General features: G+C 74.1%; 15 protein-coding genes. 8 read left to right on the plus strand and 7 right to left on the minus strand.

The annotated features are described in order from the left end of the window. Positions 1-106: 106 nt before the first annotated feature. The gene (locus NHG27_RS02720) at positions 107-799 is read left to right on the plus strand and encodes a nitroreductase family protein (protein ID WP_497014653.1); all 693 of its coding nucleotides are present in this window, start codon (positions 107-109) and stop codon (positions 797-799) included. Positions 800-808: 9 nt separating this feature from the next. Here the strand turns inward: NHG27_RS02720 and NHG27_RS02725 are convergent, their stop codons facing one another. The 6 genes from NHG27_RS02725 to NHG27_RS02750 form a co-directional block, all read right to left on the minus strand. Continuing rightward, positions 809-1,381, minus strand: a complete 573-nt coding sequence (locus tag NHG27_RS02725; RefSeq protein WP_497014654.1) for a GNAT family N-acetyltransferase — start codon at positions 1,379-1,381, stop codon at positions 809-811. Positions 1,382-1,445: 64 nt separating this feature from the next. Continuing rightward, positions 1,446-2,360 carry a 2-phospho-L-lactate guanylyltransferase gene (cofC, locus tag NHG27_RS02730; RefSeq protein WP_497014655.1) on the minus strand — a complete coding sequence of 305 codons (915 nt, stop codon included), beginning with the start codon at positions 2,358-2,360 and terminating at the stop codon, positions 1,446-1,448. After that, entirely contained in the window at positions 2,357-3,289 is a 933-nt protein-coding gene (cofD, locus tag NHG27_RS02735) for a 2-phospho-L-lactate transferase (protein ID WP_497014656.1), read from the minus strand. The genes cofC and cofD overlap by 4 nt, the downstream gene beginning before the upstream one ends. Positions 3,290-3,450: 161 nt before the next feature. Next, a complete protein-coding gene (locus NHG27_RS02740) occupies positions 3,451-4,164 on the minus strand; it encodes a maleylpyruvate isomerase N-terminal domain-containing protein (RefSeq protein WP_497014657.1) in 714 nt (237 codons plus the stop codon). A 116-nt stretch (positions 4,165-4,280) separates the two neighbouring features. After that, the gene (metX, locus tag NHG27_RS02745; protein WP_497014658.1) at positions 4,281-5,492 is read right to left on the minus strand and encodes a homoserine O-acetyltransferase MetX; all 1,212 of its coding nucleotides are present in this window, start codon (positions 5,490-5,492) and stop codon (positions 4,281-4,283) included. 73 nt (positions 5,493-5,565) lie between these two features. Next, positions 5,566-6,930 (minus strand): bifunctional o-acetylhomoserine/o-acetylserine sulfhydrylase, encoded by a 1,365-nt coding sequence (locus NHG27_RS02750; protein ID WP_497014659.1) that lies wholly within the window; start codon positions 6,928-6,930, stop codon positions 5,566-5,568. Positions 6,931-7,387: 457 nt separating this feature from the next. On the opposite strand from NHG27_RS02750, the gene NHG27_RS02755 reads away from it, so the two are divergent. After that, positions 7,388-8,842: a C40 family peptidase gene (locus tag NHG27_RS02755; RefSeq protein ID WP_497014660.1), complete on the plus strand. Its 1,455-nt coding sequence runs from the start codon at positions 7,388-7,390 to the stop codon at positions 8,840-8,842. Between the two features lie 120 nt (positions 8,843-8,962). Here the strand turns inward: NHG27_RS02755 and NHG27_RS02760 are convergent, their stop codons facing one another. Further along, positions 8,963-9,466 (minus strand): inorganic diphosphatase, encoded by a 504-nt coding sequence (locus tag NHG27_RS02760; protein ID WP_030144047.1) that lies wholly within the window; start codon positions 9,464-9,466, stop codon positions 8,963-8,965. A 274-nt stretch (positions 9,467-9,740) separates the two neighbouring features. Between NHG27_RS02760 and dacB the strand changes: the two genes are divergently transcribed. From dacB to folE, 6 genes are all read left to right on the plus strand, one after another. Next, positions 9,741-11,147, plus strand: a complete 1,407-nt coding sequence (dacB, locus tag NHG27_RS02765) for a D-alanyl-D-alanine carboxypeptidase/D-alanyl-D-alanine endopeptidase (protein ID WP_497014661.1) — start codon at positions 9,741-9,743, stop codon at positions 11,145-11,147. A gap of 104 nt (positions 11,148-11,251) precedes the next feature. Beyond that, complete coding sequence (locus NHG27_RS02770) at positions 11,252-12,379, plus strand: zinc-dependent metalloprotease (RefSeq protein WP_497014662.1); 1,128 nt, start codon at positions 11,252-11,254, stop codon at positions 12,377-12,379. Between the two features lie 5 nt (positions 12,380-12,384). Continuing rightward, entirely contained in the window at positions 12,385-13,527 is a 1,143-nt protein-coding gene (tilS, locus tag NHG27_RS02775; protein WP_497014663.1) for a tRNA lysidine(34) synthetase TilS, read from the plus strand. A 5-nt stretch (positions 13,528-13,532) separates the two neighbouring features. After that, positions 13,533-14,087, plus strand: coding sequence for a hypoxanthine phosphoribosyltransferase (hpt, locus tag NHG27_RS02780; protein ID WP_030144051.1), 555 nt, complete (start codon positions 13,533-13,535; stop codon positions 14,085-14,087). Positions 14,088-14,322: 235 nt separating this feature from the next. Beyond that, positions 14,323-16,389 (plus strand): ATP-dependent zinc metalloprotease FtsH, encoded by a 2,067-nt coding sequence (ftsH, locus tag NHG27_RS02785; protein ID WP_193718521.1) that lies wholly within the window; start codon positions 14,323-14,325, stop codon positions 16,387-16,389. A 1-nt stretch (position 16,390) separates the two neighbouring features. Further along, positions 16,391-17,002 (plus strand): GTP cyclohydrolase I FolE, encoded by a 612-nt coding sequence (folE, locus tag NHG27_RS02790; protein WP_497014664.1) that lies wholly within the window; start codon positions 16,391-16,393, stop codon positions 17,000-17,002. The last annotated feature ends 31 nt before the right edge of the window (positions 17,003-17,033 follow it).

Here is a 17,033-nt window from a genome sequence, read left to right on the forward strand (position 1 = left end):
GGCGGTGCCGGATCGTGGCCGACGGCGCGACTCACGCATCGTGGCACCCGGGGCGCGGCGGCGCGCGGGGAGCCTGCGTCGTGGTGGGCCTGGCAGCATGGTCCGCATGGAGTTCCAGGACGTCGTCCGCCGCCGCCGCATGGTCCGCCGCTTCACGGGCGAGCCCGTCCCGCCGGAGGCGGTGGACCGCATGCTCCGCAACGCGGTCCGCGCACCCAACGCGGGGTTCACGCAGGGGTGGGCGTTCGTGGTCCTCGACCGGCCCGACGACGTCGCGCGCTTCTGGTCCGCGACCTCGCCGGGGGCGGTGGCGGGCGTGGGTGCGGCCGACGAGGCAGGGGCGGAGGCCGTGGCCGGCGCGCGGGAGAACAGGTGGCTCGCGGGGATGCGGACGGCCCCCGTGGTCGTCGTGGTCCTGACCTCGCGCGAGGCGTACCTGCGGCGGTACGCCGAGGACGACAAGGCCCGGGCGGCGGCGCAGGCCGCGGGGGAGGGGGAGTCGCCGTGGGACGTGCCGTACTGGCACGTCGACGCGGGCATGGCGTCGCTGCTCATGCTCCAGACCGCGGTCGACGAGGGGCTGGGGGCGTGCTTCTTCGGGGTGCCGCCGGGGCAGGTCGAGGCGCTGCGCGCCGAGCTCGGGGTGCCGGACGAGCTCCTGGTCACCGGGGTGGTCGCGGTGGGGCACGAGGCCGTGGACACCGCCCGAGGTGTCGAGGGAGGGCGCGCGGCGAGCGGGTCGCCCACGCGACGTGCGCGACGTCCGCTCGAGGACGTGGTGCACCGCGGTGGGTGGTGAGCAGGGGCGTCAGCGCAGGTCGAGCCGCATGAGCACGCGCGGGAACCCGTTGAGCACCGAGCCGGTCGTCGTCGCCTGCGTGAACCCGGCGTCCTCGAAGAGCTTCCGGGTGCCCGCGTAGGCCATGGTCAGGTCGATCTTCTTCCCCTGGTTGTCGAGCGGGTAGCCCTCGACCGCGGGGGCGCCGTGCTCGCGGGCGAACGTGACCGCGCCCTGGAGCAGGTGGTGCGAGATGCCCTTGCCGCGGTGCCCGGGGCGCACGCGCAGGCACCACACCGACCACACGTCGAGGTCGTCGACGTGCGGGATCTTGCGGTTGCGCGCGAAGGCGGTGTCGGCGCGCGGGTGCACCGCGGCCCAGCCCACGACGTCGTCGCCGTCGTAGGCGAGCACACCGGGCGGTGGGTCCTGACGGCAGAGCCTCTCGACGAGCGCCCCGCGCTCGGGGCCGACGAGCGCGACGTTCTCCGTCGAGGGCAGGCGGTAGCTCAGGCACCAGCACACGTTGGCGTCGGGCCGCCTGGGCCCGACCATGGTGCGCACGTCGGCGAACACCGTCGCGGGCCGCACCTCGATCGCCATGCGGCCACGATGCCACCGGCGTGCCGGACCGGCAATCGGCTGCCCGTCCCGAGGGACGGGCGCCTCAGGTGCCGGAGCCCGCCCGGTCCATGGCCCGGTGGAGCGCCGACAGGTCGTCGCGTGCCCGCACGTCGGCCGGCAGCTCGGCCCAGTCGTCGAGCGTGTCGAGGTCCACCGCGGTCCCGGTCCGCTGCACGACGGTGGCGCGCACGCCCCGGTGGTCGGCCTCGGCCAGGTGCGCCGGGAGGCTCCCGGCGCCGAACCGGAAGGTGAACGCCACGTCGGCGTCGAGCACCAGCAGGTTCGTGCCGGAGCGGGCCCGGTCGGTCGCGACCACGATCGGCGCGTCGTGGGCGAGCAGCGCGTCGACGTCCTCGACCGTGAGCGCCGGGAGGTCGGCGTGGGCGACCAGGAGCCGGGCGGCGGGGGCCGCCGGGTCGGTCGCGAGGCCCGCGACGACCTCCCGCCCGACGTCGAGCGCGGCGTTCAGCCCCGGCCTGCTCGCGGGCTGGAGCACGATCTGGAGACGGCCCGGCCCGTCGGCCTCGGCGTCACCGGCGGCGCCCTCGCCCGCAGCACCGGCCTCGTCCCCGCCGACGGGGGTACTGCTCTCCGCCGGCGGTGCCTCGTCCAGGGGCGGGCGCACGGGCGGGACCAGGCTCCCCAGCGCGCGCCACGTGAAACGCGGGTCCGACGTCACGACGAGCACGCGCTCCACGGCCTCGCTCGCGAGCAGCGTCCCGACGACGTGCCGCGCGAGGACTCCGATCAGGCGGCTGCGCTCGGCCGGGTCGAGCACGGACGCGAGCCGCGACTTGCCCGACGACCCGTCGCGCAGCGGCACGACGGCCACCACGCGCCGCCCGACCGCGTGCGCGCCCGCGGCACCGGTGTCCCCCGGGTGCGGGCCGCCGTCCGGCAGGTCGCCCCGCGCGGGTGACGCGTCGGGCGAGGCCGACGTGGCGCCGTCGGGCATCATGCCGACGCCGCGAGGAGCTCGCGGGCCAGGCGCTCGCGGCCTTCCGCGCCGCCCATGACGGTGTCCGTCACGAGCACCTCGAGGCCCAGGGCCTCGATCGCGGGCGCGAGGTCCCGGTCCGTCTGGTCGATGCACATGACGTCGACCAGTCCCACGTACAGGCGCGCGACGCCCAGGGCCGAGACGTCGTGCCCCAGGCTCGCGAGGACCGACGCCGCCGGTCCCTTGAGCGCGCGGCCGCCCACGATCGGGCTCACCGCGACGCGGCGGGCCGACGAGGCCACGAGGGCGTCGCGGACGCCGGGCACGCTCAGGATCGGCTCGATCGACAGGAACGGGTTCGACGGCGCGACGACCAGCAGGTCCGGCCCCGTGACGGCGTCGAGCACGCCCGGAGCAGGGGTGGCCTGCTCGGCCCCCACGAACGTCAGTCCCAGGACCTCGTCGCGGTGCTGGCGCGCGACGAAGTACTCCTGGAAGCCCAGCGACCCGTCGGCGGTCTCCACGACGGTCGCCACCAGGTCGTCGGTCATGGGCAGCAGGCGCGAGCGCACCCCGAGCGAGGCCGTGAGCTGGGCCGTGACCTCGGTCAGCGTGGCCCCGGCGCGCAGACGGGCCGTGCGTGCGATGTGCGTCGCGAGGTCCTTGTCGCCCAGCGTGAACCACGTCTCCTCGCCCAGGCGGCGCAGGGCGTCGAGCGTCGCGTACGTCTCGCCGGCGAGGCCCCACCCGCGCACGTCGTCCGCGAGGCCCGCGAGCGTGTACGTCACGGTGTCCAGGTCAGGGCTGATCGCGAGGCCGTGCAGCTCGACGTCGTCGGCCGTGTTGACCACGACCGTGAGGTCGGCTCCCGCGAGCTCCATGCCGTGGGCGAGCTTCGCGCCACCCACACCGCCTGCCAGGACCGTCACCCGCATGTCGTCGACCACCGGTCGAGCATAGTTGGGCCGCCCGGCCGGCAGGGTCGCGGGTGCCCGCGGGTGCCCGGCGAGACGGGTGGTCGCGCACGAGACGGGTGGTCGCGCACCCGTCCGTCAGGCGCGTCTCGGACCGGGCCACCCGTCTCGTGCAGGACCGCGCAGCCAGGACGTCAGAGAAGCGGCAGCATGCGCCCCAGGTCCGGGACCGAGTCCGAGGTGTGGAGCGGCGCGAGCGCGCGGGCCAGGTCGTCGACGTCGTAGGGGGTGCGGCCCGTCGCGAGCCGGACCCACAGACGCGGGTCGACGACCTCGAGGCTCCAGCCGCCGCGCGTCACGACGATGCGCAGGAGCTCGGCCGCGACCAGGTCCAGAGCGCCTCGGTCGACGGCCTTCTCGGCGACGCCGGGCAGGCTGCGCTCCAGGTCGTCGGCGTGGACCACGAGCTCGATGACGCGCGAGACCACCATGTCGCGCAGCGTGATGGGACCGCGGCGGGCCTGGACCACGGTCTCGGTCGGCGACAGCTCGTCGAGGCGCGCGAACGCACGGCGCGCGTACCCCGAGACGGCGGTCAGGCGGTCGGCCGCGATCTCGTCGTCGAGGGCTCGCGTCACCTGGGCGATCTGCTCGGCGCGCTCGGGGTAGGTGCCGAGGTACTCGGCGAGCGTCAACGGGTTGGTCCCGGGGGCGACCGGTCCTGCGGCCACGAGCGCGTCCATGGCCCGTCCCAGGTGCGACACGAGCTCGCCCACGGTCCAGCCGTCCAGGACGCTGGGCCGGTCGACCGCGTCGTCCAGGGTGTCGTCGAGCGAGCCGAGCCACCTCTCGAGGCGGTCCCACTGGGTACGGAGGGCTGCGGTGGCCTCGGCCAGGTCTGCGGTCATGGGGACATGGTGCCCGGTCGGCGGGTGGGACGTCACGCGCGGTGCGCTGGGTGGGACGGGCGCGGGCCGGCACGCTCGACGAGCCAGACGCCGCCGCTCACGGCGCCGTGGCGTCCTCAGACCTGCGCGCGCTCCCCGAGGAACTGCGTGACCATGGGGCCGAGCTGGTCGAACTCGATGAGGAACCCGTCGTGCCCGAACTCCGAGTGCAGCAGCCGCACGGGCTGCGCCCCCGGGATGCCCTGGGCGATCCGCACCGAGTGCTCGGGGAGGAACAGGCGGTCGGTGTCGACGGCCACGACGAGCGTGCGGGCCGTGATCTGGCCCAGTGCGGCGTCGATCCCGCCGCGGTCGCGGCCCAGGTCGTGCGTCAGCATGGACTCGGTCAGCACGACGTAGGAGTTCGCGTCGAAGCGGCGCGAGAGCTTGTCGCCGTGGTGGTCCAGGTAGGACTGGACGGCGTAGCGCCCGTCGGTGAACGGGTCCTCGCCGCCCTGCGGGAGCCGGCCGAAGCGTTCGTCGAGCTCGCGCGCGCTGCGGTACGTCGCGTGCGCGATCTGGCGCGCGATGCCGAGGCCCACGTGGGGGCCCTGGTCGTCGGGGACGTCGTAGTAGTCGCCGCCCCTGTACCGCGGGTCGGCACGGATGGCGCCGAGCTGCGGGTGCGCCCACGCGATCTGGTCGCCCGAGGTGTGGGCGCCCGACGCGATGACCGCGATCGACTCGACCGTGATCCCGGCCTCGGGGCCGAGGATCGCCCACTCGAGCACGCGCAGCCCGCCCATGGACGCGCCGATCACGAGCGCCCACGACGAGATGCCGAGGGTACGCGCGAGCTCGATCTCCACGGCGACCTGGTCCCGTGTGGTCACGCGCGGGAAGCGCCCGCCCCAGGGGCGGCCGTCGGGCGCGGCCGAGGCGGGGCCCGTGGTGCCCTGGCAGCCGCCGAGCACGTTGGGCGCGACGACGAAGTACCGGTCGGTGTCGATGGGGGCGCCGGGCCCGACCATGGCCTCCCACCAGCCCGCGGACAGGTGCCCGGGGCCGGTCGGGCCGACGACGTGCGAGTCCCCGGTGAGCGCGTGCAGCACGAGCACCGCGTTGGAGCCGTCGGGGGCGAGCGTGCCCCAGGTCTCGTACGCGACGCGCACGTCCGGCAGCCTGCCGCCGGCCTCGAGGTCGAACGTGCCGACGTCCGCGAAGAGGCGCGCCCCGACGTCGTCCCCCTCGCGCCACGCCGCCGAGGCCGGTACGGGCGCCTTGGCCCGGGCGCGCGAGTCCGACCCGCGGTGCGGGCGAGGAGTCGCTGACGGGGGCGGAGAGGTCATCGCCGACCACTGTACGGCCGGGGCACCGGGGGTGCCCCGGCCGTCCAGAATCGTCATCGCGTGTCCCGGTGCCCTACTCCGCCGCGACCGAGGCAGCGGTCGCGGCGTCGGACCCCAGCGCGGCCTTCGCGGCGGTGAATCCCGCCTCGAGGTCCGCGAGGATGTCGTCGACGTGCTCGATCCCGACGGACAGGCGGACGAGGCCCGGCGTGACACCGGCCGTGACCTGCTCCTCGGGGCTGAGCTGGGCGTGCGTCGTGGACGCCGGGTGGATGACGAGCGAGCGGACGTCGCCGATGTTGGCGACGTTCGAGTGGAGCGTCAGCGCGGAGACGAACGCCTGGCCGGCGTCGCTCCCGCCGTCGAGCTCGAACGTGACGATCGCGCCCGGGCCGCGCGGCGTGTACTTCTGCGCGTTGGCGTACCAGGGGCTCGACGGGAGGCCCGCGTAGCCCACGGACACGACGTCGTCGCGCGACTCGAGCCACGCCGCGACGGTCTTGGCGTTCTCGACGTGGCGCTCGACGCGCAGCGACAGCGTCTCGATGCCCTGGGCGATGAGGAACGCGTTGAACGGCGAGATGGCGGAGCCCAGGTCGCGCAGGAGCTGGACGCGCGCCTTGAGGATGTAGGCGAGGTTCGCGCCCAGGATGCCGTCGACGCCCAGGTCGCGGGCGTACACGATCCCGTTGTAGCTGGGGTCCGGCGTGTTGAAGCTCGCGAACCGCTCGGGGTCCTTCGAGAAGTCGAAGTTGCCGGAGTCGACGATCACGCCGCCGATCGCCGAGCCGTGCCCGCCGAGGTACTTGGTCGCGGAGTGGATGACGATGTCCGCGCCGAACTCGATGGGGCGCAGGAGGTAGGGCGTCGCGACCGTGTTGTCGACGATGAGCGGTACGCCGACCTCGTGCGCGGCGGCGGCCACGGCCTCGATGTCGAGGATGTCGGCCTGCGGGTTGGGGATGGTCTCGGCGAAGAACGCCTTGGTGTTCGGACGGGCCGCGTCGCGCCAGGCCTGCGGGTCGTGCGGGTCGGTGACCCACGTGGTCTCGATGCCGAGCTTGGCGAGCGAGTACCGGAGCAGGTTGTACGTGCCGCCGTACAGCGACGGGCTGGCCACGACGTGGTCGCCGGCCTCGGCGACGTTGAGGATCGCGAACGTGGTCGCGGCCTGGCCCGACGCGAGCAGCAGCGCTCCGACGCCGCCCTCGAGGTTGGCGATGCGGTTCTCGACGACCTCGGCGGTCGGGTTGCCGATGCGCGTGTAGATGGGGCCGAGGTCCTTGAGGGCGAAGCGGTCGGCCGCGACCCCCGCGTCGGGGAACACGAACGACGTGGTCTGGTAGATCGGCAGCGCGCGTGCCCCGGTGGTGGGGTCGGGCGTCTGGCCGGCGTGGATCTGGCGGGTCTCGAAGGACCAGCGGGGCTCGGTGCTCATGGTGGCTCCTTGGGGTGCGAGGGAGGGAGCCGCAGGTGCGTCCGGTGGCCTGGTTCCGGGGGCGGTCCGCGGCGGGGCAGTGGGTGGACTGGTGCGCACGCGGTGGGCGGGACCGGCTGGGGGCCGCGGGGCCGTGGGTCGACGGTCGTCGTCGGCGTGGTCCGTGGCTGCGTCCGGGGGCCGCCCGCAGGGCAGGCGAACGTGCGCTGGGGGTCAGCTACACATTCGTCGGCAGGTCATGCTCCGAGACTAGGTCGGCATCTCATCCGGCGATACCCCCGTCTCGCGATGCGAGACATCCAGGGCGGGGGCTCACCCGTGCACGGCGTCCGTTCCTCCGGGCGCCTGGTCGCGCCTTCCTGGACCGCCAGGGAGACTGGACGTCGGCCGCGCGCCTGCGGCACCCTCCGGTCGCCCGTGCGGCTGACGCCTCCCGACGACGCATAGGAGGAGCGTGATGCTCCCGCAGCCTTCCCCCCAGCAGGCGACACCCGCCCGACGGCGTCGCCCGGCCCAGGAGCCCGGCGCGCACCGGAGCGCAGGGCGGATCGCGCTCGTCGCGGCCCTGGCCGTGTCGCTCACCGGAGGCGTCGTCCCGGCGGCCGAGGCAGAGCCCCCCGGTGACGACGACGTCCGGTCGGCCCAGCAGGACGAGCAGTCGGCGACCCGCCGGGTCGCCGACATCGAGGCCGAGCTCGCCCGTCTCGCCGACCAGCAGGACGCCGCCTGGATCCGCGCGGGCCTCTCGGCCGAGGACGCGGGCGAGGCGCAGAGCGCTCTCGAGGCCGCCACGGCCGAGGTCGAGGCCGCGGAGACGGCACTCACCACGGCCGAGGCGGGGGAGGCCGCGGCGCGCTCCGCGATGGGTGCCTCCTACCGTGCCTCGCGCCAGTCCGGCGGGTCGCTCGACACGTTGCGCGTCGTGCTCGACGCCGACGAGCTCGAGCAGATCGTCACGTCCGAGCAGGCGCAGCGGCTCACCGGCCGCAAGGTCCAGGCGGTCGCCGACGGGCACCGCACCGCCCGCGCCCTCGCCGACTCGGCCCGGGCGCGGTCCGTCGCCGCGCAGGAGGCGCAGGCAGAAGCCGCCGAGCGGGCCGAGCAGGCCCACGTCTCAGCGGTCGAGGCGCAGCAGAGCATCGACGGCGCCGTCCGAGCGGCCGCTGCCCGACGCGACGAGCTCCTCGCGGACCTCGCGGCGGCCCGTGCGACGACCGTCGAGGTCGAGCGCGCGCGGCAGGACGCGCTCGACGCCGAGCGGCGGGCCGCCGCCGAGCAGCAGGCCCAGGCCGACCGCGGCGGCCAGACCGTGCCGGCGCCCGAGGAGAGCGGCGGGACGACTCCCGCTCCGCCGTCGGGCGGGGGGAGCGTGAGCCCTCCCGTCACGCCGCCCGTCACCCCGCCGGTGACCCCGCCGGTGACCCCGCCGGTCACGCCGCCCGTCACGCCCCCGGTGACCCCGCCCGTCACGCCCCCGGTGACCCCGCCCGTCACGCCTCCCGTCACGCCACCGGTGGAACCGCCGGTGAACCCCGGGGGCAGCGGAGCGGCGAAGGGGCAGGCCGCGGTCGCCTGGGCGCGGACGAAGATCGGCGCCCCGTACCTGTGGGGCGGCACCGGCCCGGCGTACGACTGCTCGGGCCTGACCTCCCAGGCCTGGGCCAGCGTCGGGGTGAGCATCACGCGGACCTCGCGCTCCCAGTACGGCCACGTCGCGAAGATCCCCTACAGCCAGCTCCGCCCCGGAGACCTCATCTTCTACGGGAAGAACCCCCAGGACCCGAGCACCATCTGGCACGTGGCCATGTACGTCGGCAACGGCCAGATGATCGAGGCCATCTACGAGGGCAAGCCGGTGCAGATCAGCCCCGTGCGGTGGACGAGCAGCATGCCGTACGCCGGACGGCCGTAGCGCCCCGCGCACGACGAGGCCCGGCCCCCCTCAGGGGACCGGGCCTCGTCGTGCGTCGTCGCCGGGCCTCGCGGGCCGGGCAGGTCGGTCGCGTCGGCGACCTCAGGGGTCTCAGCGACCTCAGTGACCGGGCGTGTGGTAACCGCTGTCGATCGCACGCTGGATCGAGCGCTCGATCTCGGCCTCGGCCTCGGCGCGGCCGGTCCAGTGGGCGCCCTCGACGGACTTGCCCGGCTCGAGGTCCTTGTAGACCTCGAAGAAGTGCTGGATCTCGAGACGGTGGAAGTCCGAGACGTCGTCGATGTCCTGGCGCCACGCGGCACGCTGGTCTCCCGTGGGCACGCACAGGACCTTGTCGTCACCGCCGGCCTCGTCGCGCATGCGGAACATGCCGAGCGCGCGGCAACGGATCAGGCAACCGGGGAACGTGGGCTCCTCGAGCAGGACCAGGGCGTCCAGCGGGTCGCCGTCCTCACCGAGGGTGCCTTCGATGAACCCGTAGTCGTCCGGGTAGCGCGTCGAGGTGAACAGCATGCGGTCAAGACGGATGCGACCTGTCGCGTGGTCGACCTCGTACTTGTTGCGCTGGCCCTTCGGGATCTCGATCGTGACGTCGAACTCCACTGTTCTCCTCCAGTTGAACCGGCGCACCCGCTCGGTCGCGGTGTGGCGGTCGTGAATCGGCTGTCGTGCGCACGCGGCCCCGGTCGTTCCGACCGGCGAACCTGGCCGGGTGGTGTGAACCACGAGGTATCAGGCCGTGATGCGCCCTCTAGTGTGACACGAACGGCCTGGGTGGGCTGAGGCCGGACCCAGGGGACGTCGGGGTTCCTGGGTGATAATGCGCACGTGAGCGGCGCACCCCAGAGCGCCGACGGCAGGAGGGAAGAGGACCGAGATGGCTTGGGCAGCACGCACCGGGATCACAGCGGGGATCGTGGTGGTCCTGGCGGGTGGCTACCTGACGGCGGACGCCTGCGACGTGGTGCCGGGCATCCTGACGACGGCTCCCGCGGTCGCCCCCGCGGCCCCGTTCCCGGACGTTCCCGGGGCGACGGACTCGGCCTCACCTGCGCAGACGCTCCCGGTCCTCGACGAGTCGGCACCGCTGCCCGACGCCGCGACGATCTCCGCGTCGCTCGACGCGCTGGTCGACGACGCCCGCCTCGGTGACCGGGTGGGTGGCGTGGTCATGGACCGGATCACGGGCGAGGTGCTCGCGCAGAGCGGCGCCGACACCCTCATGGTCCCGGCCTCGACCCAGAAGATCCTCACGGCGGCCGCGGCCCTCGCGTCCCCGGGACCCGAGGTGACGCTCACCACGAAGGTCGTCGAGGTCGACGCCGGCACGATCGCCCTCGTGGGCGGCGGCGACATGATGCTCGCCGTCGGCGAGGGCGACCCGTTGGCGGTCAACGGCCGGGCCGGGATGGCGGACCTCGCGGCCCAGGTCGCGGGCGAGCTCAAGGTCACCGGGCGCACCACCGTGCGCCTCGTGGTCGACGACCGCTACTTCTCCGGTCCCACCGTCAGCCCCGCGGTCTTCGAGGGCAACGTCACGGCCGGGTACATCGCGCCCGTCACGTCGGTCGCGGTGGACATCGCTCGGCTCAGCGACGCGGAGTACGCCAAGCGCAGCCCCGACCCGTCGCTCGCGGCCGCCCAGGTGCTCGCGCAGCGCCTGACGGAGCAGGGGATCACGGTCCAGGGCGAGCCGGTCCGCGGCGAGTCCGCCTCGTCGGCGAAGGTGCTCGGGTCGGTCGAGTCCGCGCCCCTGGGCGAGGTCGTCGCGTACTTCCTCCAGCACTCGGACAACACGATCACCGAGGTCGTGGGGCGGCTCGTCGCGATCGACGCGGGCCTGCCCGCGACGTTCGACGGCGCCACGCAGGCGGTCCGCGCGAGCGTCGCACGCCTGGGGGTGGACCTGACGGGGGCGGTCCTCGCCGACTGTTCCGGGCTCGGGGACGGGTCGTCGCTCTCGGCTGCCCAGCTCGCCGCCGTGCTCGACCTCCTGGCGGACCCTGCCGAGCCCGGCCTGCGTGCCGGGGCGGTCGGACTGCCCGTCGCGGGTCTCTCCGGGACGCTCGACGACCGATTCCTCGCGTCGCCGGGCCGGGGACTGGTGCGGGCCAAGACGGGGAGCCTGCCGGGCGTCACCTCGCTCGCCGGGACCGTCGTCACGGCGCAGGACCGTCAGCTCGTGTTCGTGCTCCTGGCGGACGCCCTGCCCGAGGGCGGCTCGTACGGTGCACGGCTCCTCCTGGACGGGTTCGTCGGGAGCCTGGTCGGTCAGGCCGACTGACCCGGCACGGCCCGACCCGGCCCGACCCGGCACGGCCCGGCACGGCCCGACGCGACTGCTGACCACCCGGTCCGCCGGGTCCGGTCAGCGGCTACGGTGGGGCGATGACGTCTTCCGTGCTCGGCACGCCGCTCGTCGACTGGGTCGCCGCCGCGCAGATCGCCGCCCGGGTCGCACCTCCGGGCCCGACCGCGTCGCGCGACGAGCTCGCGGCCCTCGTGGCGGGGCTGCGCGAGGCGGCGTCGGCCGCGGTGCCGCACGTCCTGCGTGTCACGCGCATGTCCCCGCCCGACCTCACGCCGCCGCCCGGCGCGGGGGAGGGGACCCTCGAGCTCTCGCAGGTGTACGTCGTCGACCGCTCCCGCTGGGCCCTGGCCAACACCGAGGTCATGGCGAGCCTGACCGACGGCGTCGCGGAGTCGTTCACGGCGGCGGGGGACAAGCCCGTCTCCCCGGCCACGGCGCTCGTCGGGGCTGCGCAGGTCGGTGCGGTCCTCGCTGCGCTCTCGAGCCGCGTCCTGGGGCAGTTCGACCCGTACAGCGTGCTCGACCCGGACGCCGGGGCGGCCCCCGGGCGCCTGCTGCTTGTCGCCCCGAACGTCCTCCAGCTCGAGCGGGACCTCGACCTCGTGCCCGCGGACTTCCGCCTCTGGGTGTGCCTGCACGAGCAGACCCACGCGCTGCAGTTCACGGCAGCGCCGTGGCTCGCGGAGCACCTGCGGGCCGCGGCCCGTGACCTGCTCGTGGGGCTCTCGGAGTCCTCGCGACAGCTCGCGGAGGCCCGCCTGCGCGACAAGCTCACGACCGCCGGACGGGTCGTCCTGCGGGCCGTGCGCGGGCAGGACGGGAGCGTGGCCCACGGTCTCCTCACGCCCGACCAGCAGCGCGCCCTCGAGGAGGTGTCGGCCGTCATGGCTCTGCTGGAGGGGCACGCCGACGTCATGATGGACGCCGTCGGGCGCGCCACCGTCCCCACGGTCCGGCGCATCCGCGCGCAGTTCGAGGCGCGCCGCGACGGTCAGGGCGCCGGGACCCTCGACACCGTCCTGCGCCGCTTCCTGGGGATGGACGCCAAGCTCGCCCAGTACCGCGACGGTGCCGCGTTCGTGCGCGCCGTCGAGAGGGACGTGGGCCGCGACGGGCTCAACGCCGTGTGGTCAGGACCCGAGCACCTGCCCTCCGCCCAGGAGATCGCCGACCCCCGCGCCTGGGTGCGCCGGGTCCACGGCTGACGCGCGTGGTCGGTCCTCACCCTGCCGAGGCCGCGGCCCGACGCGCCGTGCGCCGCTCGGTCCGCGACCTCGCGCCGGGGGACCTGGTCCTCGTGGCCTGCTCGGGCGGGGCGGACTCGCTCGCGCTCGCGGCCGCGACGGCGTTCGTCGCCTCGCGCGACGGGCTGCGGGCGGGGGCCGTCGTGGTGGACCACGGTCTGCAGGACGGCAGCGCGCAGGTGGCGGCCGTCGCGGCGCAGCAGTGCCGGGCGCTCGGGCTGGAGCCGGTCGAGGTCCGGCGGGTGCGGGTCCAGGGACCCGGGGGCCTGGAGGCGGCCGCGCGCCACGCGCGCTACGCGGTGCTCGACGACGTCGCCCACCAGGCGGGGGCCGCGGCGGTCCTGCTGGGGCACACCCTGGACGACCAGGCCGAGTCCGTGATCCTGGGGCTCGCGCGTGGTTCCGGGGCGAGGTCGCTCGCGGGCATGGCGGCCGTCCGCGGGACGTATCGCCGACCGTTCCTGTCGCTGCGCCGCAGCGACACCGAGGACGTGTGCACCGCGAACGGGCTGACCTGGTGGACGGACCCGACCAACGGGGCGCTCGCTCCGGGTGGTGCCGTCGCCCCCCCGTCGGGCGGTGCCGACCGCCCGGACGGGCTCCCGCTGCGCTCGCAGGTGCGGTCCCGCGTGCTCCCCGTGCTCGAGGACGTGCTGGGGCCGGGGGTCGCGGTCACGCTCGCCCGGACGGCCGACCTGCTCCGCGAGGACGCCGACCTCCTCGACGGGCTCGCCGCCCGGCTGCTCGACGAGGCGCGGGTCGCGGACCTGGGCGCGCCCACCGAGGAGGGGGCGTCGCCGGGCGACGCCCCGCCCGCGCCTGTGGTGCTCGACACCCAGGTGCTCCTGTCCGCCCCGGCCGCGCTGCGCCGTCGGGCCCTGCGGGCGGCCGCGGTCGAGGCCGGGAGCCCCGCCGGATCCCTCTTCGCGAGCCACGTCGCGACCCTCGACGCGATGATCACCGACTGGCGGGGCCAGGGCCCCGCGCACCTGCCCGGAGACCTCCGGGCACTGCGGAGCCGTGGGAGACTCTTCCTACGGCCTTCGGGGCCCCCCTCGAACGCGCGAACCGCGCCCGCGCAGACACCAGCAGAACCAGCACAGGAGTGAAACCCGTGGACTCATCCGACGTCGGCAACGACCTCGAGAACATCCTCCTCACCGAGGACCAGCTCCGCGGGAGGTTGGTGGAGCTCGCCGAGCAGATCGACCGCGACTACGCGGGCAAGGACCTGCTCCTGGTCGGCGTGCTCAAGGGCGCCGTCATGGTCATGGCGGACCTCGCACGCCTCCTGCACCACGACGTCGAGATGGACTGGATGGCGGTCTCGTCCTACGGCTCGGGCACCAAGTCCTCCGGCGTCGTGCGCATCCTCAAGGACCTCGACGCCGACCTCACGGGGCGCCACGTGCTGATCGTCGAGGACATCATCGACTCGGGCCTGACGCTGTCGTGGCTGCTGTCGAACCTGCGCAGCCGTGGCCCCGCCTCGGTCGAGGTCGCCGCGATGCTCCGCAAGCCCGACGCCGCGAAGACCGAGGTCGACGTGCGCTACATCGGCTTCGACATCCCCAACGAGTTCGTCGTGGGCTACGGCCTGGACTACGCGGAGAAGTACCGCAACCTGCCGTTCGTGGGCACGCTCGCCCCGCACGTCTACTCGTCCTGACGCGCCACCCCCGTGCCCCTGCGATGACGGGAGGCGGGGACGCGCGCCGTCGTCGCGCATCCCGCCCCCGTCGTCGTGAGGCCACCCCGCGGCCCCGCCGCCGCCCGTTGCGGACGCCGCTCGTCGAGGCAACGCCCTGGGCGAACAGACCAGCCAACTGCCAGGTTGTGCGTGTAACTTCACTGGCGGAACCATTGCGCGAGTGGAGGGATACGGGGAATCGTCCCCGTCGCCGATGAACATCAAGAAGATTCTCAGCGGACCGATCATCTGGATCGTCGTGGGCCTTGCGATCCTCGGGATCGCCTTCATGGCGCTGTCGGGACCCAACGTGAAGCGGGTCGACACGTCGACCGGGCTCGAGCTCCTGGCCGACGGCAAGGTCGAGCAGGCCCTCATCGTCGACGGAGACCAGCGCGTCCAGCTCACGCTGTCGGAGGACTACACGACCGGCACGGGCGACGACGAGGTGAACTACGGCAAGAGCGTCGAGTTCTTCTACGTCGCGCCCCAGGGCGAGGCCGTCGTCAACGCCGTCACCGAGGCGGACCCCCCCAAGGGGTACAACTCGGAGATCGCGCGTCCGTCGTTCCTCACGTCGGCCCTCTCCCTCCTGCTGCCGTTCCTCATCATCGGCCTGGTCTTCTGGTTCCTGCTGTCCCGGATGCAGGGCGGCGGCTCCAAGGTCATGGGCTTCGGCAAGTCCAAGGCCAAGCTCGCGTCCAAGGACACCCCGCAGGTCACGTTCGCCGACGTCGCCGGCGCGGACGAGGCCGTGGAGGAGCTCCACGAGATCAAGGAGTTCCTGGCCGAGCCGGACAAGTTCCAGGCCGTGGGCGCCAAGATCCCCAAGGGCGTGCTGCTCTACGGCCCTCCCGGGACGGGCAAGACGCTGCTGGCCCGCGCGGTCGCGGGCGAGGCGGGCGTGCCGTTCTACACGATCTCCGGCTCGGACTTCGTCGAGATGTTCGTCGGTGTCGGCGCGAGCCGTGTGCGTGACCTGTTCCAGCAGGCCAAGGAGAACTCGCCCGCCATCATCTTCGTCGACGAGATCGACGCGGTGGGCCGTCACCGTGGTGCCGGCATGGGCGGCGGGCACGACGAGCGCGAGCAGACCCTGAACCAGCTCCTCGTGGAGATGGACGGGTTCGACGTCAAGACCAACGTCATCCTCATCGCTGCGACCAACCGCCCCGACATCCTCGACCCCGCGCTCCTGCGTCCGGGCCGCTTCGACCGGCAGATCGCCGTCGAGGCCCCGGACCTCAAGGGCCGCGAGGCGATCCTCGCGGTGCACGCCCAGGGCAAGCCGATCGTCCCGGAGATCGACCTGGCCGCCGTCGCGCGCCGCACGCCCGGCTTCACCGGTGCCGACCTGGCCAACGTCCTCAACGAGGCCGCGCTGCTCACGGCGCGCTCCGGGGCCCAGCTCATCGACGACCGCGCGCTCGACGAGGCGATCGACCGCGTGATCGCGGGACCGCAGAAGCGGACCCGGGTCATGAACGTCAAGGAGCAGAAGATCACGGCGTACCACGAGGGCGGTCACGCCCTGGTCGCCGCGGCCATGCGCTACACGGACCCCGTGACCAAGGTGACGATCCTGCCGCGCGGACGCGCCCTGGGGTACACCATGGTCATGCCGCTCGAGGACAAGTACTCGACGACGCGCAACGAGCTGCTCGACCAGCTCGCGTACGCCATGGGCGGGCGGGTCGCCGAGGAGCTCGTGTTCCACGACCCGACCACGGGGGCCTCGAACGACATCGAGAAGGCGACCGCGATCGCCAAGAAGATGGTCACCGAGTACGGCATGAGCGAGCGCGTCGGCGCGATCAAGCTCGGCACGGGCTCGGGCGAGCCGTTCATGGGCCGCGACATGGGCCACACGCGCGACTACTCCGAGTCGGTCGCGGGCACCGTGGACCACGAGGTCCGTCGCCTGGTCGAGGCCGCGCACGACGAGGCGTGGGAGGTGCTCGTCCAGTACCGCGACGTGCTCGACCACCTGGTCCTCGAGCTCCTCGAGAAGGAGACGCTGAACCAGGCCGAGCTCGCGGAGATCTTCGCCCCCGTCGTCAAGCGTGCCCCCCGCGAGGTCTGGCTCTCGAGCGAGCAGCGCGCCGTGTCGCACCGGCCCCCGGTCCTGACGGACGCGGAGAAGGCCGAGATGCCCAAGGACCCCACGGGACAGCCGATCGTGGTCCCGCAGGACGAGGCCGCGGCGGCGAGCGACGAGCTGCCGCCCGAGCGCATCGGCGAGGTCCCCGCCGACCGCACGGTCGACGACGGGCAGGTCTGACGTGACCGCGAGGGCCGAGCAGGGGCTGCGTGCCGCTGCCGACGTCCCCGAGTACGACGAGGAGCGGGCCCGCGCCGCGGTGCGCGAGCTCCTCCTCGCCGTGGGTGAGGACCCGGACCGTGAGGGCCTCGTCGAGACCCCTGCCCGGGTGGCCCGCGCCTACCGCGAGATCTTCGCGGGCCTGCGCCAGGAGCCCGGCGACGTCCTGACGACCATGTTCGACCTCGGCCACGAGGAGATGGTGCTGGTCAAGGACATCGAGGTCTACTCGACGTGCGAGCACCACCTGGTCCCGTTCCACGGCGTCGCGCACGTGGGGTACATCCCCAACGCCGACGGCCGGATCACGGGGCTGTCCAAGCTGGCCCGGCTGGTCGACGTGTACGCGCGCCGCCCCCAGGTGCAGGAGCGGCTCACGTCGCAGATCGCGGACGCGCTGGTCGAGCACCTCGAGCCCCGCGGCGTGATCGTCGTGGTCGAGTGCGAGCACCTGTGCATGTCCATGCGCGGTGTGCGCAAGCCGGGCTCCCGGACCGTCACGTCCGCGGTGCGGGGCCAGGTGCGCGACGGCGCCACGCGCGCCGAGGCCATGAGCCTGATCCTGGGACGGTAGGCGCGCAGCAGTGCAGCACACACAGCACGAC

The sequence above is a fragment of the Oerskovia sp. 140933 genome, assembly GCF_059651515.1.